Below are 21,392 nucleotides of genomic sequence, written 5' to 3'. Positions count from 1 at the left end.
AATGTTAATTAACCTATGAGATGACTTTCATATAACGGAGTATCCTGATGGATATTAATGATTCTTCTGCCAGAATAAGAGACCTCGAACATACAGTCGGGGAAAAAGAGCGTGAAATAGAGATGCTTAAAGACAGTGTCAGGGAAATGACCAGTGCTAATCCTGTAAGCGATGACAGGGTGAAGGCTCTTGAAAGAGAGATCAGTGAAATGAAAGATGCCGGTCCTGCACATGATGACAGGATGAAGGCTCTTGAAAGAGAGGTCAGTGAAATGAAAGATGCCAGTCCTGAACATGATGAGAGGGTGAAGGCTCTTGAAAAAGAGATCAGTGAAATGAAAGATGCCAGTCCTGAACATGATGACAGAGTGATAGCTCTTGAAAGAGAGGTCAGTGAAATAAAAGATGCCAGTCCTGAACATGACGAGAGGGTGAAATCTCTTGAAAGACAGGTCAATGAAATGAGTGGTATGGTCAGGGGTCTTACTGCTGAGATGCTTGATCTCAAAGCCTGGATTCAGAAACTGTCAAGATCTCTGGATGAAAATGGTGCTGATAACAAAAATGTTGATGCCAGAAGGACAGCTGCGGATAACAGAAGACCAGTTACTGATGTCAGAAGACCGGCTACTGATAACAGGAAGGAGGCTGATGCTATAAAAGAGCGCAGGAATTATCCTGTTCCGGAGAAGCCTGTGGATATTGCAGTTAAGAAGAGTGAGGATGTGCGCAGACGGGAAGAGAAGGAGAGATCCGAAGAGGTCCTGATCATTCAGCCGGATGGCACAATGAAGCCTGAAAGGATGAAGGGTGACGGTATGATCATTGCAGACAACAGGGGTGGACACATTCCTGTGAGGAGGGCATCTGAGAGAGACCCAAGGGACAGAAAGCCTCTTATTTATGCTGATGATGATGATGCAGTGGAAATAACTAAGAAAAGAAAGTAATCTAAAATAACAAATCCAATATTTTCAGCGTTCAAAGGAGCTACTGGTCTTTGTATATAACCGAACTTGAAGTTGACAATTTTAAATCATTTGGCAAAAAAACCAAAATTCCGTTTTTTGAGGGATTCACTGTCATTTCAGGCCCAAACGGCTCCGGTAAAAGCAATATAATTGATTCTGTTCTCTTCTGTCTGACTCTCTCCGGCGCAAGGGGTCTTCGCGCTGAGAAACTGACTGACCTTATCAATCTTAACTCCGGAAAAAATACCGCAGAGGTCTCAATCACCTTTTCTGAAGGCACAAAGATCCGCAGGAAGATTAAGAGAACTCCTCATGGATATTACAGTTACAATTACCTCAATGATCGCGCCTGTAAGGTGGGTGATATTGTTGAATATCTCTCAAGAAACGGTATAAAATCCGAGGGGTATAATGTGGTGATGCAGGGCGATATCACACGCATAACTGAGATGAGCAATACCGAGCGCAGGAAGATCATTGATGAGATTGCCGGGGTTGCAGAATTTGACAAGAAAAGGGATCAGGCACTCTCTGAACTGGAGATCGTCCGCGACAGGATTGAGAGGGAGGAGCTGATTCTTGCCGAGCTTGAGAACCGGATTATTGAGCTTAAGGAGGAGAAGGAGCAGGCTTTAAAGTACAGGGCGCTTGAGGAGGAGCTTGAGCACCTGAAAAACTGCCTCTCGTCTGCAAAACTTGCTGAGAAAAATAAGGAACTTCTGGCGGTCAGATCTCTGACTGAAGATCAGAATGCTGAATCTGAGAAACTTTCCGTGAATAAATCAGTCCGTCAGGATGAACTGGAACAGTTAAAAGTCAGGGCAAAGGAGATCGAAGACGAGATCAATGATAAGAGCGGTGCTGAATATCTTGCTCTGCTCTCTGAAATTGAGAATGCACGTGGTAAGGTGAGATTCTGCGAGCAGTCGATCGCGAAGCTTAATGCTGAGAGGGAGAAGTCAAAGGAGGCGCAGCAGAAGAATTTTGCCGATATGCGGCGTGCTGAGTCAACAGTAAAGGAGATTTCCGATAAGATCAGGAATCTCTCTGTTGACCGCTCCGGTCTTTCAATGGAGCTCTCCGGCATCAGGGCAGATCTTGAGAATGCGGAGAATCAGCTCTCCAAAGAAAGCCGGACTGTGGAGGGTGCAAAAGATGAACTATTCTCCCTCCGGGAGAGGCTTGAAAAATTCCGTTCACAGAGATCTGATCTCTTAAAGGAGCAGGATCTCTTAATTGAGAAGAGCCGTTTTCGGACTGAAGAGAAAGAGCGCCTGTCAGAGAGACTCATTCAGGCGGAATCTGAGCTGAAGGGCAGGGCCGGCAGCCTTGAGGAGTATTCTGAACTGATAAAATCCCTTGGTGCGGAGAAGTCTGTTATTGACCGGGAACTGTCGGTGAGTGAAGGGAGGCTCTTTGAAAATAAAGGTGCGCTTGAGAAGGTTAAATCTGAGATAAGATCCCTTGACCGTGAACTGATGAGGCTTGAGGCTCAGCAGCAGGCATCGGGTGGGCCTGGAGGCCGGGCGATGGATTACATCCTCGGCATGGACGGAATATACGGAACTGTTGCACAGCTTGGGAGAGCGCCGCCTGAATATACGAATGCTCTTAATATTGCGGCAGGGGGCAGACTCAGGAGCATTGTCTCCGAGAGTGATTCTGTGGCATCTTCCTGCATAAGCTATCTGAAGGAGAACCGTCTCGGCCGGATGACTTTTCTGCCGTTAAATAAACTTCGTGCCCCCGATCTGCCCCATATATCTGATCCTGATGTGATTGGATATGCGGCAGATCTTTTAGAATATGATCCCCTCTTTGATTCTGTCTTCCGTCATGTATTCGGGAGAACTGTTGTTGTAAAGGATATGGCCACTGCCAGAAGGATGATGGGCCGTTTCAGGATGGTAACTCTTGACGGTGATCTAATTGAGGTCGCCGGTGCTATGACCGGAGGTTCTGTTCATAAGAAGATGCAGGGCTTTGGTGTCGCGGCAGATGACGGGATAAATGCCCTTAAGGCAAAAATTTCGGCGCTTGCTGCTGAGGAGGGTGATCTCAGGGCTGCTGTTGAGAGATATGAGAATCTTGCCGGTGAGAGGAGAAGCCGGCGGTCTGAAATTGGCGGGCAGATCTCAAAGTATGGGGTGCTGGTTGAAGAATTCCAAAAACTCTATGACTCCCTCAATGCTGAGATTGCCGGAATCAGGGAAAAACAGGATGATATGGCTGGTGATTTCTCTCTTGGTGCTGTCAGGCTTGAGGAGATTGAATCTGTACTTGAGGGAATATCCTGGGATATTGGTTCTGTTGAGGGGAGCATTGAATCCTTAAAGAAGAAGCTTGGTGATACTGGAATTCCGGAACTTGCTGAGAAAGTGGATTTTCTCCGGAGAAAAGTCACCGATTCGGAACGCAGGCTTAGAAATAAGGACGATGATATATCTGACTCACAGAGGGAGAGGCAGCATTTCCAGAGCCGCCTTACAGAATTTCAGAATGAGAGGGAGAGGATTGATTCTGATTTTAAGAGGATTGATGAGGATGTTCTGAAGAATCAGGCCGGAATTTCGGAAGCTGAGGCAGAAATAAATTCCCTTGTGGAAAAGAAGGATAACTTTTCGGTTGAGCTAAATAAGTTGCAGGCTCTGAGGGATGAGCTCAACAGTTCAGTTCTGGCTGTGGAGAAGAAGATTTTTGCCATTAATTCTGAGATGGAGAGGATAAAACTTCAGGTTTCATCTCTTATGGAGAGGGAAGGTTCGCTTCTTTCAGAGATTGAGGAGTTGTCTGCCAAAACGTCCGGAGTTGAGACTGATATGTCCCCTGATGAGATTGAGAAAGGAATTGACAGTTCTGAGAGGGCGATAAAGAGGATTGGTGCGGTTAACATGCTTGCAATTGAGGAGTATGGGCGTGTTGACACCCGGATAAAGGAGAGGTCAGGCAAGAAGGAGGTTCTCTCAAGGGAGAGGGCCAATATCATTGAGAGAATTGAGCATTATGAGAAGATGAAGTATGACTCTTTTATGGAGGCTTATAATGCAATTGACTCAAATTTCAGGAGTATTTTTGCACGCCTCACTGAGGGCAGCGGAAATCTTTCCCTTGACAGTACTGAAGATCCCTTCAGCGGCGGTATGACGTTTGCAGTTCAGCCGAGGGGTAAGAAGGTTCATCTCCTCTCCGCACTGTCCGGTGGTGAGAAATCCCTCACAACTCTTGCATTTATCTTCTCTATTCAGCAGTATATGCCTGCGCCTTTCTATGCGCTTGATGAGGTGGATATGATGCTTGACGGTTCAAATGTTGAGAGGATCTCCAATATGATCAGTGAACTCTCCGGCAATGCACAGACGATATGTGTCTCACTTCGCCGCCCGACTATTGAGAGGGCTGACCGGATCATTGGTGTGACTGCCAGGCCTGATAAGAGTACATATGTTACCGGTGTAAAGAGCAATGGATGAGGAACCGGTAGAGATTCTTGTCAGGATGTCGGAGTCCGGCGAGATTGATCCATGGAATATTGATATAGTTGAGGTTACTGATCGTTTCTTAAATGAGCTTGACAGGATGCATAAGCTCGACCTGAGGGTTTCAGGCCGGACTCTCTTTTATGCTTCCCTTCTTCTCCGGATGAAGTCTGAGGTCCTTGAGGAGTCGGGTAAATCTCCGGATGATGAGTTATGTGATGATTTTTCCGGTGATGACCTGTTCGGCGGTGATGATTATACATTCGGGGATATTGCAGAGCCTGTTGATCGCCTTGAAAAGGAGATTCAGCGGCGTATTAAACGCAAGAGTCACCGAAAAAGACCGGTTACACTGTATGAGCTTATCAAGGAGTTAAAGACCGCAGAAAAGATGCAGATTCGTAAGCAGAAGCGGAAGAAGGCCGAATCACCGGTATTTTTTGAGGCGGATGATGTCATCTCGGTTGCTCATGAGGAGGACTTTAAGGATGAAACTGATTATGTTTACTCGTCTTTTGTGAAGATCTGCGGTACTTCCGGAGAGACTACTCTCAGTCTGTTATGTCAGGACGTTAAAATGGACCACAGGTCTGTATATCTTCCGCTTCTCTTTCTGATGCTTGAAGGAAAGCTGATGATATTTCAGGATGAATTTTTCGGCGAGATTAAGATTTCCGGGTGGTCTCCGGATAAGTTTGAAGAAAACTGAGTTTTGCGGTATTTTTCCGGCTGCTTTGGAGCGCTTATTGCCGGGTTGAGTATGGGAGTTTTCTCATCTTATTACCGGGAGTTTTGATGGATGGGGCTCTTCATGTTTTATATTTTGGAGATGTTTGTTATTTTGTGTTTTTTTTGTTTGATTTTATGGTTTTTTTATTGCAGGGAATGGTGTTGTATTCCTGTCCGTTTGCGCGAGTGATCAAAATGTCATGGAAAAACGCCGTTCTGCCGTTTTTTTGTTGCGGATGATTGGGTTTGTCCTGAAAATTCTCTCATTTCCTGCAAGGGTTTATATGTGGCGGCATACAACATTGTAAGGCCGAAGTATTACGGGAACAGACGCCTCAGGGTGGCTGTAACGTTTAATTCGGGAGTCCTGTGAGTTTTTTCACAGGGTGGAAGTAAGCTAAGATGGATTCGCTGAGATATGCTTTCCTCTGCTTTTTGTAAATCGTAAAACAATGTGTTTATATAACAATAAACCTAACATTGTTACCTCGATTCTTAGATGGAGAACCGAAAGCACCCGGATGGGGGTGTCGGTTCTGACGTTGGCACTGACAATGCGGAAATTTGTTTAATAACCGCTAATTCCTTTTAGATAAACTAGTGAAATATCGATAGTGTGCCGAAGTGTAAGTACTTCAAACAATTAATTCTGGTTGATCCTGCCAGAGGTCACTGCTATCGGGGTTCGATTAAGCCATGCGAGTTGAGAGGGTTAAGACCCTCGGCAGACTGCTCAGTAACACGTGGATAACCTGCCCTAAGGTGGAGGATAACCCCGGGAAACTGGGGATAATACTCCATAGGTTAAAGATACTGGAATGTTCTTTAACCGAAAGTTCCGGCGCCTTAGGATGGATCTGCGGCCGATTAGGTTGTTGTTGGGGTAGTGGCCCAACAAGCCTGTAATCGGTACGGGTTGTGGGAGCAAGAGCCCGGAGATGGAATCTGAGACACGATTCCAGGCCCTACGGGGCGCAGCAGGCGCGAAAACTTTACAATGCAGGAAACTGTGATAAGGGAACCCCGAGTGCCCGTATATGCGGGCTGTCCGGATGTCTAAAAAGCATCCGAAGAAAGGGCCGGGCAAGACCGGTGCCAGCCGCCGCGGTAATACCGGCGGCTCGAGTGGTGGCCACTTTTATTGGGCTTAAAGCGTTCGTAGCTTGAATAATAAGTCTCTTGGGAAATCTGCAGGCTTAACCTGCAGGCGTTTAAGAGAAACTGTTGTTCTAGGAACCGGAAGAGGTGAGAGGTACTCCGGGGGTAGGAGTGAAATCCTGTAATCCCCGGGGGACCACCGATGGCGAAGGCATCTCACCAGGACGGCTTCGACAGTGAGGAACGAAAGCTGGGGGAGCGAACCGGATTAGATACCCGGGTAGTCCCAGCCGTAAACGATGTGCGTTAGGTGTGCCGGTGACCACGAGTCTCCGGGGTGCCGAAGGGAAACCGTGAAACGTACCGCCTGGGAAGTACGGTCGCAAGGCTGAAACTTAAAGGAATTGGCGGGGGAGCACCACAACGGGTGGAGCCTGCGGTTTAATTGGACTCAACGCCGGAAATCTCACCGGATAAGACAGCGGAATGATAACCAGGTTGAAGACTTTGTTTGACCAGCTGAGAGGAGGTGCATGGCCGTCGTCAGTTCGTACTGTGAAGCATCCTGTTTAGTCAGGCAACGAGCGAGACCCACGCCAACAGTTGCCAGCATGTTCTCCGGAATGATGGGGACACTGTTGGGACCGCCTCTGCTAAAGAGGAGGAAGGAATGGGCAACGGTAGGTCAGCATGCCCCGAATTATCCGGGCTACACGCGGGCTACAATGGTCAGGACAATGGGTAACGGCACTGAGAAGTGTAGTCAATCCCCTAAACCTGTCCCAAGTTCGGATTGTGGGCTGCAACTCGCCCACATGAAGCTGGAATCCGTAGTAATCGCGTTTCAACATAGCGCGGTGAATACGTCCCTGCTCCTTGCACACACCGCCCGTCAAACCACCCGAGTGAGGTTTGGATGAGGCTGTGGTTTATTGCCGCAGTCGAATCTAGGTTTCGCAAGGGGGGTTAAGTCGTAACAAGGTAGCCGTAGGGGAATCTGCGGCTGGATCACCTCCTAACGAAATATCGTGAGGGGTAATTAGCGGTTATTAAACAAACTGTAAAATTGTCAGTGTTAACATAAACAAAAAGCAGAGGGCTCATAGCTCAGCTGGAAGAGCGCGGCGTTTGCAACGCCGAGGCCGGGGGTTCAAATCCCCCTGGGTCCATAGCCGTTTTTTCGGAAACGGCTTTTCAATGCACCCGTTGATGTGAATCGACGGGGAAGGGCTGAGAGTCAGTAAGGACTCTTTGAGGCCGTGTATAGGTATTCACACAACGACGTTAAATGGATTTTAACGGTTAAACCGATAAAATGCTGAATTACGTTCTGCCTGTCAGTGAATGGCTCGGTTCGAGTGCCGACGAAGGGCGTGCCAAGCTGCGATAAGCTCCGGGAAGACGCAAGGATTCTATGATCCGGAGATACCCTAATGGGACATCCTGTGACATTAAGTCACGATCGGTAACGATCGGTAACCCCCCGAATTGAAACATCTCAGTAGGGGGAGGAAGAGAAATCAAACGAGATGTCGTTAGTAAAGGCGATCGAAAACGACAGAGTTCAAACTGAATCCCAGCAATGGGAGATGTGGTGTTGATAGGCCCACTGTTTTTGTGAGATATGAAGTGGAATTTGTTCTGAAAAGTCAAACCAAAGAGGGTGACAGTCCCCTACACGTAAATCTCTCACATATATGTGGTGTCCTGAGTAGCGCGGGTTGGAATTCTCGCGTGAATCCGGGGGTCATCAACCTCCAAAACTAAATACTCCTCGAAACCGATAGTGTAATAGTAGCGTGAGCGAAAGCTGAAAAGTAACCCTGAAAAGGTGGTTAAAAGTGCCTGAAACTGGCAGGCGATGGTGTGTTATGGCGTTAAAGGATCTTTACCGCGAAAGAATCAGCCGCGAGGCTGTAGTATGGGCGGTATTGCCAGCGTCATAACTTACGTTTTGAAGAACGGGCCAGAGAGTTTATTCTGTCGGCGAGGTTAACCCTGCGGGAAGCCGAAGCGAAAGCGACAGGTTCGTAGTGCCTTACGGCACATGGGACGACGTATTAAAAGTGCGTGAAGTCGGCAGGATAAGACCCGAAGCCTAGTGATCTATGCGTGGGCAGGCTGAAGCGTGACGAAAGTTGCGTGGAGGGCCGAAGCGGTATTGATATGCAAATCATTCGTGTGACCTGCGTATAGGGGTGAAAGGCCAATCGAACTAGGCATCCGCTGGTTCCTCTCGAAACATGCCGTAGCATGACCTGGATGGAGATAGACGGTGAGGTAGAGCACTGATTGTGGGAGTTGGGGAAGAAATTCCTTACCCTGCTGTCAAACTCCGAATTCCCCGTCATCTGAGAAGTCCGGAAGTCCGCACTGCGGGGTAAGCTTGTAGTGCGTAAGGGAGACAACCCAGACCGTGGTTAATGTCCCTGAGTGTAGGTTAAGTGTAAACACTAAATGAGGTCCCAGGCCAAAAACAACTGGAAGGTGAGCTTAGAAGCAGCTACCCTTTAAAAAGTGCGTAACAGCTTACCAGTCTAGGTTTGGGGCGCAGAAAATGGACGGGGCTCAAACCTACCACAGATACCACGGACCATATATTAATATGATGGCGTAGAGAGGCGTTCTGCATGGGCAGAAGCAGGGGTGTAAGCTCCTGTGGACCGTGCAGAAATGAGAATTCTGGCATTAGTAGAAGCATTAGATGGGTGAGAATCCCATCCGCCGGAGGGGCTAGGTTTCCTCGACAATGTTCGTCAGTCGAGGGTTAGTCGGTCCTAAGGTGTATCGTAACTCGAGTACGTCGAAAGGGAAACAGGTTAATATTCCTGTACCATCGGCCAATAATCCTGACGCTTCGGGATATGCTGTGCAGGGCCGTCGCCCTGTTTAATCGTATAAGCTCCTGGAGAACCGCAATGGTGAGAATTGAGTGAAAGCGTGATGAAGTAATACAGCAAATTCCTGGAGCCCGTGAAAAGGGGGCCAGATGACCGTACCGAGATCTGACACAGGTGCCCCTGGCTGAGAAGGCCAAGGCGTATCGGTTTAATTGTGTTTAGGGAACTCGGCAAAATAGCTCCGTAACTTTGGAATAAGGAGTGCCTGCTTGGAGATCAAGCAGGTCGCAGTGACTCGGGGACTCCGACTGTCTAATAACAACATAGCAGACTGCAACTCGGAAACGACTAGTATAGTCTGTGATTCCTGCCCAGTGCGGGCATCTGAAAACCGGGTACAACCGGACGAAGGACCCGTAAACGGCGGGGGTAACTATGACCCTCTTAAGGTAGCGTAGTACCTTGTCGCTTAATTGGCGACTTGCATGAATGGATTAACGAGAGTCCTACTGTCCCAAACACAAGTCCGTTGAACATTTTATCCTAGTGCAGAGGCTAGGGACCCCATATGGGAAGTGAAGACCCCGTGGAGCTTTACTGCAGCCTGTCGTTGTGTTACGGTATTCCTTGCGCAGAGTAGATGGGAGACTTTGATCCTGCCCTTGTGGGGGCAGGTTAGTCGCAATCTGAGACACCATCCTTGGTTTACTGTAACACTAACTCGTTTACGAGGACATCGGTAGGTAGGCAGTTTGGGTGGGGCGCCACACCCTCGAAAAGGTATCAAGGGTGCCCCAAGGTCAACTCATGTGAGTCAGAAACTCACAGAAGAGTGTCAAGAGCAAAAGTTGGCCTGACGCTGATACGAATAGCAAGTATCTGCGAGAGGAAACTCGGGTCTAACGAACCAATACGCGCTTTTGATGAGTGCTATTGACGACAGAAAAGCTACCCCGGGGATAACAGAGTCGTCGCCGGCAAGAGCACATATCGACCCGGCGGCTTGCTACCTCGATGTCGGTTCTTTCCATCCTGGCTGTGCAGCAGCAGCCAAGGGTGAGGTTGTTCGCCTATTAATGGGGATCGTGAGCTGGGTTTAGACCGTCGTGAGACAGGTCGGTTACTATCTATATGGGGTGTCGGGAGTCTGAAGGTAAGATGGAAATAGTACGAGAGGAACTTTCCGTCGTCGCCACTGGTAGACCGGTTGTCCGACAGGGCAATGCCGGGTGGCTACGCGATAAGGGATAAAAGCTGAAAGCATCTAAGCTTGAAACCTGACCTGAAAAGAGACTCCGTCACAGGACGCGGGTAGAAGACCCGTTTGATAGACCTGGGATGTACGCACGAAGGCAACGACGTGTTCAGTCCACAGGTACTAAAGTCCGATAATTCGGCAACGGAAACATTACTTAACCGTTAAAATCCAGACGAAATCGTTGTGTGAATGCCAATATGCCGGATAATTGCAGACAATAATTCAGGTTCGTGACCTGATGTCCGGTCTGTGATTGCGGCCATAGCGGCGGGGAAACACCCGGACTCATCTCGAACCCGGCAGTTAAGCCCGCCCACGTTTGGTGCTGTACTAAGATACGAGAGTTCTTGGGAACCACCTAACGCTGCAATTGCTCATGTGAGTGATTGTCTCTTCTGAAAAGTTATTATGTCAGTGTAAGCTGTTTTGAATAGTTATTTTGTTTAAATTATACTATCCAACAATTACATTGGACTTTGAGCCATCAGAATGTTTTTTTATGGATTATTGTACTATTTAACTTACTAATAATCCATTGTATTTTATTTGTAATAGTGTCTTAATTATACTGTACAGTTGGGGTTTATTCGTAATGGAGGAGAATATCAATCAGATTAATCTGTTATATGTTGATGGTGAGGAAACATCTTCTGAATTATCAGAATTATATTCGGAATCTGACTTAGGTTTTAAAGTGGATACTGTGTCATCTGCGGAAGAGGGGCTTGATAAGCTTCATAACCGGAGATATGATATAATTGTCTCTGATTACTTTTTGTACGGTATGGATGGTATTGAATTCCTGAAAAATATTCGCGGCAGTGGAAACAATATTCCTTTTATCATCTTTACCGGAAAAGGCAGTGAAGAAGTTGCAATGGAGGCCCTGAATGCCGGTGCTGACTATTATCTCCGAAAATCTGGCGTACCGAAGGTCCGGTTTGGTGAACTTCGGAATTATATTATTAAATTAGTTGAAAAGAGGCGTGCAGAGGAGAATCTGGATAAAAATAAAATATTAGAGTCCAGGAAAAATATTGAGGCATTATTCAATAATATTGATCTTCTCTTATTTGTGCTTGACGAACGTGGTTTTATCCTGAATGTCAATGATGCGGTCATAAATTGTCTTGGCTACAATAAAGAAGAGATCTTTGGGCAAAGTGTGCTTATGCTCCATCCGGAAGAAGAGAGAGACAAAGCAGATTGCATCATGAATGATATACTGGCCGGAAAATATGATTCCCACCAGGTTCCGCTTGTGACAAAGAACGGGCATAAAATCCTGGTTGAGACAAAGGTCTCATGGGGTGAATGGGATGGGCAACCTGCAATATTTGGTATCAGTAAGGATATATCACAGCTCAGATTATCTGAGGATAAATTTTCAGCGGTTTTTAATTCAAGTGCATCCATTATGGCAGTCTCGACAAAAGAGGATGGCAGATATATAGATGTCAATGATTCCTTCGTCCGGAAGATCGGGTATCCGCGGAATGAGGTTCTGGGTAAAACTGCAAATGATCTGAATCTCTTTGTTTATCCTGAGGACAGGCTGAATGCATTCCAGATACTTGAAGAGGAGGGCAGGGTCACAGATATCGAAATTCCGGTACGCAAAAAGAATGGCGAAATTATGTATGGTTTCTTCTCTGTTGATTACATTATCTTTGGGAAAATCCCCTGCCTTCTTACAACTATGGTTGACATTACTGCCAGAAAGAATGCAGAAGAAGAACTGCAAAAAATCCGTAATCGCTTTGAACTGGCTGTGGATGCCAGTGAACACGGGTTATGGGACTGGAACCTTGATACAGATGAGATTTACTTCAGCCCGCGTTATTATACAATGCTTGGGTATGAACCGGAAGAATTGCCGATGTCGCTCTCAACATGGGTTGATCTGATGCACCCGGAGGATCGTGGGGAGGTTGTGCCAAGAATTTATGGTTATGTACAGGAAGCAAGGCCATACCGGGAGGATTTTCGTCTCCGGAAAAAGGACGGAAGCTGGATGTGGATATCGGGCAGGGGAAAGTCATATGAAGTAGATGACGAGGGAATTCCTCACAGGGCAGTCGGGACACATGTGGATGTCACCTACCGGAAACAGACAGAAGAGGCACTGAAGGCACTGAATAAGAAACTTAACCTTCTATCCTCAGTCACACGGCACGATATCATCAACCAGCTCTCCGGCATAAGGGCATACCAGGAACTGCTGAAAGGTGAGATTGATGAAGAAAAAGTCAGGGAATATCTTGAGCCGATGATAAAAGCAACTGCGGTGATTGAAAAGAAGATCAGGTTTACCAGTGACTATCAGGATCTTGGTGTTCATGTTCCGGCATGGCAGAATATCGAATCTGTGGTTCAGTCAGTCATGCAGCAGATCTGCAGTACCCTGATAAAAGTGAAATCTGATACTGGAACCCTTGAAATTTATGCAGACCCCATGCTTGAAAAGGTATTTTACAATCTCTTTGAGAATGCTTTCTGGCATGGTGAGAATGTGACCGAAATTAAGGTTTCATTCCATGAGAAAGATGGTTTTGGTGTTGTTGTGGTTGAAGACAACGGCAAAGGGGTTGCTGTCAATATGAAGAACAGGATTTTTGAGCATGGCGTCGGTTCAAACACCGGTTTAGGACTCTTTCTGGTGAAAGAAATTCTTGATATTACCGGAATTTCGATTTCAGAAACAGGTACAGAAGGCAGTGGAGCACGCTTTGAGATTACTGTGCCAAAGGGCGGTTACAGGATGGAGTGAATTACATTTACTTATGAATTGTCTTCTCATTTTTTTTATCCACCCTGTTTACGTAGCTATTTCTCCGTCCGGGAAGAGATAAATGTCCTTTTTTCTGAATCTCCGGATGACAGTTGCCGCACCTGAATGAATATTAATTTTTACTGGCTGATATATTTCCTGCTCCTGTCAACCGCATATTTCTAGGTGGTTGACCACATATATTTACTGTGAATTTTAAAGATGATTAAAGATCATTGTAACTTCAGAGTGCCAAAGACGATGAGCACACAGCATCCGGACAATGTAAATATGCCGTTTTTTTCGCGGAATTCTCTTCTGGGTGGCGAAGAAGAAGTTCTTGAGGCATATTATGCTTATTCTCATCTCAAATGTGGTGAACAGATGTGGGACTGCGAAGGGAAAGAAGTTGATAATTTTGTCATAAAAAAACTTCTCTCGCGATATAAATCCTACTTCTCAGAGAAACAGATTGGAAAGGATCTCTTTCTGACTTTAAGACTTCCAAACCCGGAAGTAGAGAAGGCCGAGGCAAAAATTCTCCTTGAAACCCTCGAAAGTATTCCACGCTCTTTTGACCTGGCAAAACTTTTTTATGGAAATGAAACAGCTCCGATATTTGAGGTTATACTTCCGATGACAACATCATATGTCTCGGTGGATAACATCTATCAGTATTACTGTGATTATGTGATAGGAAAGCAGCACGGGAGACTTGGTGGGCGTGATATTACAATATCCGACTGGATTGGGGAATTTAAACCTGAAAAGATAAATGTAATTCCCCTCTTTGAAGACAGGGACGGGATGCTGAATTCCGGAGAAATTGTCGGGAGATATATAGAAGACAAGAATCTCGAATATCAGCGCGTATTCTTCGCACGCTCTGACCCTGCCATAAATTACGGAAATATAGGTGCGGTAATTCTCAATAAAATTGCCCTGATGAAGATGAAAGAACTCTCAGATAATTCCGGTGTCCCAATATATCCAATACTTGGTGTGGGATCCGCACCTTTCAGGGGTAATCTCAGGCCGGATAATGTGGACAGTTTTGTGAGGGAATATCCGGGCGTTCATACATTTACAATACAGTCTGCCTTTAAATATGATTTTCCTGTGGATATTGTCTGTGAAGGAATTAAAAAACTTGAAGGAAGAGAAACCGGGATTTCTCAGACTGTTGACACTGAAAGGTCCCTGGAGTTGTTTGAAAAATGTTCGTCAGCTTACCATAACCGCCTGACCGGACTTGCACCTGTGATCAACAAAGTAGCAGGCTATGTCCCTAAAAGAAGGCTCAGAAAGCTGCATATCGGCCTCTTTGGTTATTCAAGAGATCACGAAGGGCTGAATCTGCCAAGAGCTATCACTTTCACAGCTGCCTGTTACTCCCTTGGCGTTCCTCCCGAAATACTGGGTATATCCACATTATCAGAGGAGGATTGTGAGTACCTGAATGAAGTATATCTCAATTTTGAGATAGATCTAAGGGATGCCCTGATGTTTGTCAATCCCGACTCTCCATACCTTCCGGCTGAAGATCTTGAATTTGCAAAGGATATTTTAGGTGAATTTGATACTGATGATGAGCATATGGCTATAACATCCGGAATTATAGGTAATCTGGCAGATAACAGGACGGATGACCTTGAGACCGGTATTCTGAGAGCCGCTGAAAAGAGGAAATTTCTGGGATAATTTTAATCCCTGTTTTTTGATATTCTTTTCTTGATTGCTTTTCTTAACACTTCTCTTTTTACGATTATAACCGTTGCAAATACTCCCATAAAGATATTCATATAATATAGAATTATACGCCACAGTACCACAAATATTCCGACAATGGATGACGGAATGAACAGACTGTACAGTGATGTCGCAGAAAGCTCTGCAATACCTGAACTTCCGGGTGTGAGCGGTATCATCATAATGATTGCAATTATTATCTGTGCAACAAAGGATTCAATGATATGAGGTGCCTGTCCAAGTCCCATCAGTATAAGTGATGCAATAAAGAATTCATTGAACCAGTATAAGATGGTGAAAATTCCGCCCCATAAAAGTCCGATCTTGGAATGGCCAATATAATTTTTGAGCGCTCCGTGAAAGTTGTCAACCTCAGAATCTATATTATTCATCAGTTTTTCAGCCTTCTCGGCATGCCATCTCTTTGTCAGAAATCCTGATATCTTCTTGACAAGATTTTTGAGAAAATTCGGGTTTTTGACAGAATATGCAAATAGAATTACAAATCCCATAATCATAATCCACATGAATGCAAGTGGCAGTGTAATTCCAAGGCCAAGGCCAAGCTCCTCACTGCCAAGCCAGAGCATAAGAACGGCAATTCCGCCTATTAAGCCCAGCAGAATGCCATCTAAAACCCTCTCCAGTATAACTATCGCCGTTGCATCGCCAAGCGGAACATCCGCCCTGTACAGCTCATGTATCCTCACCGGCTCTCCGCCTGCCTGTGAAGGAGTTACAGCAGCAATTAACAGATTTGCAAATACCATATTGAGGCAGTGCATAAATGGAACTTTGTATCCTAGAGAACGTGACATCAGCTTTATTCTTGCTGCCCAGAATCCCATAGACAGTACATGAAGCAGTATTGCTGCTACAAGGAACTGTGGCTGAAGCTCCTTAAGATAGGTAATTGTATTTTCATCTATTGTAAAATAAAGGACAATGACCAGTACAATGATACTGAAGGCTACTGAAATGGCCAGCCATTTTACCTGACTTTTATCCATATTAATAAATCCTTAATTCTCTAAAAAACATAAGTCTGCAAAATATAAACCATTTCAGGTTTTTATACCGTAAAAAGCCCTCTGTTTTTTAAAATTATTATAATCCCTGCCCGGACACCGCAGTCCAGCCAGCCATATCCGTAACTGAATTCAGCAAGCGCATTGACAGTCATCTTCCGGTTCTGAAATTCATCCCCGGAAATAAGGTGTTCTTCTGCGTTTCTGATTATTTTTTCTGAGGCATTGTACATTGTGCTTTCAGTGTCCGGGCCGGGTCTGACAGATTCAAGGGCAGATGTAAGCATCCTCTTATAACGGCCTGTCTTCTCATTGAGGTGTTCGTCAAGCCCCGGTCTTATAATGATCTCATCTCCTGACTCATTGAAATATTTGCCATCAGCATCAATAATACCGATAAACCTTCCTGCATCAAGCCAGCCCATAGCATATGTAAATGATGCAGCTGCATTGACATCATCGCCGGAATTATAAAATCCTCTCCCGTCATGCAGGTATGAATCTGCCATATTTTTGCATTCCAGGGCAGTTTTTTCAGCATATGAACCCTTTACGGCGAACACATGGCTGCTGATAAGTTTCTCTTCAAGGAAATTTCCAAGACTCTCAGCATTCATCTCTTACAGACCGGCAAATACTTTCAGGTATTCTTCTTCCATCATATGCAGTTCTGCCGGCACTATCAGAATCTGAAGCGGTCCGCCGAAGTCGTAACTTATAAGATCACTCCCCTTTCCTGCTCTTACAGCAGGATTCTCTGATCCCGCCCTTGCAATGCCGACAAAGAGTTCCGGCGGCTCTTCCTCCCTCCTCTTACACATCTCAGTTATGATCTCTATACCCTCATTGACAGTCATAAACCTGTCAGGCTTAATATCCAGATAGACAAGGGTGTGAAGCCCCTGTTTCATATTGGACATTATAGTCTCTGCCGGTGTCAGAGGAAACCATCCCTTCTCCGGATACGGCACCGAACATGACTTGCCGAACCTGTAATTCTGAAGGCCGGAAAGTCCGCAGACAGCGCTCTGTATTGATGCCCCGTGTATAATTCCGGTTTTGATGCCCCTCTCCTCAGCACGGATTCTAAGATCAGAATGTGTTGTTGATACCATAGGGTCGCCTGCGGTCAGGAATGCCGCAGTTCCACTCTCAGCAGCCAGAAGAATCTCTTCCGGATTGTTTTCCACATTCTCTCTGTACAGGACAGTTATTTCCTTTCCATAGTATTCTTCAAGCTTTGCGGTGCCTGCCCCCATTAAGCGTGAAGTATATGCCTCGAGGAATACTCTGTCTGCGCTTTTCACTGTTTCAAGCCCTTTTATTGATATATCTCGCTCATCAAAGAGTCCAAGCCCTATAAAAATCAGCATGTTGTTATCATTTCTCCGGATTAAATTAGTATATATTTATGTTATGAAGGAAAAAAGATTAAGTTAGTTTGTAGTTGGAAGACTGTTTGTTATGCAGAATATCTGCATGACAGCTTTACGAAATACCCTTTGGGTTTTTTCGGGTTTTTCAATTGCAGACATACATCCGAACGACTGGAATGTCTTTGGGGCATCTTGAAATATGCTGGTGCACAGGTATTACGAATGGAGACTGGAGAGGGAACTAAAGTACCTTCCAGATTCACTTTGTTTTATGCTTACCGGCCGTGATTTGACGGATGCCCCGGAGAAAATTCAGGAAGTTGCCGGATGGTGCATTAAATGCGGCATCAAAAATGTTATTTTCCATATAAATACGGATAATCTGGATGATCCTGATAATTATCTCCCGTTTCTTCGTGAAATATCTTCTTTTGCAAAACTTACTCTCACTTACGGTGATAAAACCGAAGTATCCGGAAACGGAGTGGAAGTATATATTGTTATAGGAATGAGCGGACGCGATGAGATTGTAAGGTGTGTCAGGAAGATGGCAGAGGATGGAATAAATCCGGATGATGTCGATGAAAAGATGATTGAGTCATATCTGACTTTCAATTACGAGCCGGATCTTGTCATTAAAACCGGTGGAAGTTACCTGACTGACTTTCTTATATGGCAGTCTGTGTACTCGGAACTTTTCTTCTCAGATGTAAACTGGAAGCAGTTTAGAAAAACAGAATTCCTTCGTGCCTTAAGGGATTATCAGACCCGTAAAAGGCGTTATGGCAGGTAGGTAGAATCGTTTTTAATTCTCTGGTCATACATCCGAATTCCCCTTAAGAGATCTATCTTTCGAAACATCGGCCAGTATGGCGCACAGAAATATACTGCTGATTCGTTGCCGTTTGCAAGCCACGGCAGGAAATTAGAGGTTCTTTTATCATTGCCTGTTCTTATAATCAGATCTACGGGCGGGATATTCTGTTCCCTGTAGAGGTGAGCCTCGATTGTTTTGATGTCGATCTCTTCCGGTGATAGTTCTCCATTATGAGCTTCCTGAAGGATTGACTTTGCTGCAAGGACAATCTCATTTCTTCCGCCGTATGCAATGGCAAGGTTTATTGTAAAATGGTCATAGTCCTTTGTAAGTTCCTCAACTCTCTCAATCTTCCTGAGGAAATCCTCTGGAAGAAGGGTTCTGTCACCGACCATCTGGAATTTTATCTTATTCTTATGCACTCTCTCGTCAGAGACAATGCCAATCGCTTTTTCGGTAAACAGGGTAAATAGTTCCCCAAGTTCATCTTTGGTTCTTCTGAAATTTTCCGTTGAAAAACAGTACAGTGTCATATCTGTAACACCGATGTCGTGTGCCCAGTCCATGACAGCTTCGGTCTTCTCAGCACCAAGCCTGTGCCCCAGTGCAACCTCAATGCCGGACTCTCTGGCAAATCTCCGGTTGCCATCCTGTATTATGGCTATATGTTTTGGGACATGCCTGCACTGCCTCAGCAGGTATTTCTCATAGAGCGATTCAAAATATGCTTTTGCTCTCTTCATAAAGGTGTAACCTCTACAACCATTCCGTTGTTCGGGTATCTCTCGATGATCTCTTTTCTGCCGGGGAAGTCATCCGGAAAATCAGCTAAGATCCACCATGAGGTCTCTATCCTGTCATCATACTTTTCATACTGGTCTTCTTCGAGATCTTCCGGTATGTCACATTCCGGATACCATACTCCGTACACGACTGTTCCGTCATCTGTTATCTCCTCAAAGGGTCTTGCTGTATTATTTGCTATTCTTTTGAGGCGCTCTCTTAGCTGGACTGAGTCTTTGAAGGTTGATGAGCACCAGTGAACCTTAGGATCTTTTAAAATCTCCTCTGCCCATGCCTTTGCTCCTGGTACTGCATTGTGGTAGTTATCCTCAAGGCTGTACCCACGTATTCTCATCTCTTCAGCATTGGTCTCAGACCATTCCAGCTCATTGATGTTCATATAGTCAAGATAAGGCAGAGCGGGTATGAGATATTTTAGTCCCGGAAGTGACGGTACCTCAATGGTTACCTCAAAACCCATCTCTTTTGCTTTCTTTGCTGATTTGATATAGTCAGTACTCAGAATCTCCTTCCACACTTCATGCGGCGGGTGCATCCTTATCTCGTCAACAAGTCCCTTAAGGTTTTTTAAGCACTCTTCATCGGGCGCAGTTCCGGTATAGAGGTGTATGTGGTGTTCTTCACCAAATTCACGTTTTAGGAGGCGGCAGAATGACATGACTCTGTCCATCTCTAATAGTGCCTCTCCTCCTGTAACCCCTGTGCCGAGCGCTGACATAATCCGTGCCTCTTCGATCATATCTTCCGGCCGGATTATTACCCTGTCATTTGCATAGGCACGGTCTTTGCCTCTTCTCTCATCTGATATCGGGCAGTACCAGCATTTCTTACTGCACATTCCGGTTACAAAGAGCACCATCTTTGCACCTTCACGGCATTGCCGGCAGGCCTTACTGAGCACCTGCATTCACCGTCTCAAGAAGCCTTTTCATAACGAAATCCTGTCCGAGTGCCTCAATAAACCATCCTGCACGCGGGCCTCTCTTCTGTCCGAGAATTGCCATGTAAATGCATGTGAAGATATCTTTCGGGTTTGCACCTGTTTCATTGCCGAGATCGTATATTGCATTATGGAGGAATTCGGCTTTCCATTCCTTCAGTGCTGCGTATTTTTCAATAAGCAGGGTCAGTGCATCAATGTCTGCCGCACTGAATGAGAGTACTTCTTCAGGAAGCTCTTTTCTTACTGTGAATTTTACCATGTCAGGTGCGTATTTTCCAACCCAGATCTTTGCCCTCTCTGCTCTTCTAAGGACAGCATCCCGGTTTTTGACATCATATCCGCTTCTCTTCAGTATATCAAATATTGCATCGTTATCCTGTGCAATCTGCACGACTGTTACAAGGTGCTTGAACGGTATGTCGGTTGCCACATCTGATATTGCGGATAGTTCATATTCGCGTCCTTCTCCCTTATCGGATAATCTTGCATATTCATCTATAAGTGTCAGAAGTCCCATTCCCGGATCAAAGCTGATTGCCTTTTCAGGTTTTGTTCTGACTATCAGGTACCTTAGCACATCGGGCGGCACTATCTCAAGCATTGACTCTATTGATATTGCAACGCCTGTTGATGATGCCATTGCGCCCTTACCCTTAAGGCTGATCCATTCATACTGGATTGGGAAAGGTGCACTGCCGCCAAAGATCTTCTCTACAATCTCTTTTCCGGTGTCATATGAACCTCCGGCTGCGGAGTGATCCTTTCCGAACGGTTCAACGGTTACTCCGAGTGCTGACCATCTCATCGGCCAGTCAACACGCCATACAAGTTTTCCCTCGCCTTTGGAGTAGTCGCAGTAGTCAACGTGTCCGCATTCACATTTATATTTGACAAGGTTCTTCTCCGGAATATGCTCAAGGATCTCTGCATTGCTTATTTTTCTGCACCCTTTGCATATTGGGTAGAATGGCACCCATGAGTCCGGAAGCGTCCTGCCGGATACGCGCTCAAGAATTTCCTTAATTTCAGTGCTCTTTCCAAGGACAGTCTTTACCTGTTCTGTATATTTTCCTGTTCTGTATAATTCACTTGATTTCAGAACTTTTGGCTTTACATCAAGTTCCTCAAGTGATTTCAGGAATGGTTCGAGGAAATGGTCTGCGTAACTCTCATGCTTTCCGCAGGGGCATGGTATGTCACATATTGGCATTCCGATATATTCTGTATAACTTTCCGGGAGGAAAGGATAGACCTTCCTTAGAGGGTCAAAATCGTCTGCATTGTATATAAGTTCGGCATCAATTCCCCTGTCAGTCATTGCCTTATATACTATATCTCCGGTGAGCACCTCGCGCATATTTCCTATGTGTATAGGCCCGGACGGGGTGATGCCCGTTGCAATTCTGTGCGGGACGGTTGCATCAACCTTTGATGCAATCACATCTGCCCAGTGTATCTGTATTTTATCTGTTGAATTGTCACCTTGTTTCTGCATGTCGCTTATATATTATCAGTTTAAGATTAACAATATGT

General features: G+C 45.5%; 12 protein-coding genes, 1 tRNA gene and 3 rRNA genes. 10 read left to right on the top strand and 6 right to left on the bottom strand.

Going from position 1 to position 21,392, the window contains the following annotated elements; genetic code table 11:
• The first annotated feature begins 47 nt into the window (after positions 1 to 47).
• The 9 genes from L6E24_RS05010 (at position 48) to ppcA (ending at position 14,843) form a co-directional block, all read left to right on the top strand.
• Entirely contained in the window at positions 48 to 950 is a 903-nt protein-coding gene (locus L6E24_RS05010) for a DUF7518 family protein (protein WP_257743612.1), read from the top strand.
• A gap of 50 nt (positions 951 to 1,000) precedes the next feature.
• Positions 1,001 to 4,441, top strand: coding sequence for a chromosome segregation protein SMC (gene smc, locus L6E24_RS05005; protein ID WP_257743611.1), 3,441 nt, complete (start codon positions 1,001 to 1,003; stop codon positions 4,439 to 4,441).
• Complete coding sequence (locus tag L6E24_RS05000) at positions 4,434 to 5,156, top strand: segregation/condensation protein A (protein WP_257743610.1); 723 nt, start codon at positions 4,434 to 4,436, stop codon at positions 5,154 to 5,156. The genes smc and L6E24_RS05000 overlap by 8 nt, the downstream gene beginning before the upstream one ends.
• 666 nt (positions 5,157 to 5,822) lie before the next feature.
• Positions 5,823 to 7,291: ribosomal RNA gene (locus L6E24_RS04995) — 16S ribosomal RNA — on the top strand.
• 79 nt (positions 7,292 to 7,370) lie between these two features.
• Positions 7,371 to 7,443, top strand: a tRNA-Ala gene (locus tag L6E24_RS04990).
• Between the two features lie 145 nt (positions 7,444 to 7,588).
• A 23S ribosomal RNA gene (locus L6E24_RS04985) occupies positions 7,589 to 10,515 on the top strand.
• A gap of 108 nt (positions 10,516 to 10,623) precedes the next feature.
• Positions 10,624 to 10,745 (top strand): 5S ribosomal RNA (gene rrf, locus L6E24_RS04980).
• Together the 16S, 23S and 5S rRNA genes with 1 tRNA gene alongside form the textbook arrangement of a ribosomal RNA operon.
• Before the next feature lie 219 nt (positions 10,746 to 10,964).
• Entirely contained in the window at positions 10,965 to 13,142 is a 2,178-nt protein-coding gene (locus L6E24_RS04975; RefSeq protein ID WP_257743609.1) for a response regulator, read from the top strand.
• Positions 13,143 to 13,364: 222 nt separating this feature from the next.
• Complete coding sequence (gene ppcA, locus L6E24_RS04970; RefSeq protein ID WP_257743608.1) at positions 13,365 to 14,843, top strand: phosphoenolpyruvate carboxylase; 1,479 nt, start codon at positions 13,365 to 13,367, stop codon at positions 14,841 to 14,843.
• 2 nt (positions 14,844 to 14,845) lie between these two features.
• Here ppcA and L6E24_RS04965 read toward each other — a convergent pair whose 3' ends face one another.
• From L6E24_RS04965 to dph5, 3 genes are all read right to left on the bottom strand, one after another.
• Positions 14,846 to 15,901: a lysylphosphatidylglycerol synthase transmembrane domain-containing protein gene (locus L6E24_RS04965; RefSeq protein WP_257743607.1), complete on the bottom strand. Its 1,056-nt coding sequence runs from the start codon at positions 15,899 to 15,901 to the stop codon at positions 14,846 to 14,848.
• 62 nt (positions 15,902 to 15,963) lie between these two features.
• Entirely contained in the window at positions 15,964 to 16,536 is a 573-nt protein-coding gene (locus L6E24_RS04960) for a DUF357 domain-containing protein (protein WP_257743606.1), read from the bottom strand.
• Between the two features lie 3 nt (positions 16,537 to 16,539).
• Positions 16,540 to 17,292: a diphthine synthase gene (gene dph5, locus L6E24_RS04955; RefSeq protein WP_257743605.1), complete on the bottom strand. Its 753-nt coding sequence runs from the start codon at positions 17,290 to 17,292 to the stop codon at positions 16,540 to 16,542.
• A 274-nt stretch (positions 17,293 to 17,566) separates the two neighbouring features.
• Between dph5 and L6E24_RS04950 the strand changes: the two genes are divergently transcribed.
• Positions 17,567 to 18,088: an undecaprenyl diphosphate synthase family protein gene (locus L6E24_RS04950; RefSeq protein ID WP_308219146.1), complete on the top strand. Its 522-nt coding sequence runs from the start codon at positions 17,567 to 17,569 to the stop codon at positions 18,086 to 18,088.
• Here the strand turns inward: L6E24_RS04950 and uppS are convergent.
• Genes uppS through lysS form a run of 3 tightly spaced genes read right to left on the bottom strand, consistent with a single transcriptional unit; the run spans position 18,076 to position 21,354 of the window.
• Positions 18,076 to 18,855 carry a polyprenyl diphosphate synthase gene (gene uppS / locus L6E24_RS04945; protein ID WP_257743603.1) on the bottom strand — a complete coding sequence of 260 codons (780 nt, stop codon included), beginning with the start codon at positions 18,853 to 18,855 and terminating at the stop codon, positions 18,076 to 18,078. The genes L6E24_RS04950 and uppS overlap by 13 nt on opposite strands.
• Entirely contained in the window at positions 18,852 to 19,823 is a 972-nt protein-coding gene (locus L6E24_RS04940) for a radical SAM protein (protein WP_257743602.1), read from the bottom strand. Before L6E24_RS04940 ends, uppS begins: the two co-directional genes overlap by 4 nt.
• On the bottom strand, positions 19,807 to 21,354 hold the full coding sequence (gene lysS / locus L6E24_RS04935) for a lysine--tRNA ligase (protein ID WP_257743601.1): 1,548 nt from the start codon (positions 21,352 to 21,354) through the stop codon (positions 19,807 to 19,809). The genes L6E24_RS04940 and lysS overlap by 17 nt, the downstream gene beginning before the upstream one ends.
• Between the last annotated feature and the right edge of the window lie 38 nt (positions 21,355 to 21,392).

The sequence above is a fragment of the Methanoplanus endosymbiosus genome (genome assembly GCF_024662215.1).
GTDB lineage: Archaea > Halobacteriota > Methanomicrobia > Methanomicrobiales > Methanomicrobiaceae > Methanoplanus > Methanoplanus endosymbiosus.
Note: the sequence above shows the minus strand (reverse complement) of the source record. Positions and strands in the feature narration are given on the sequence as shown.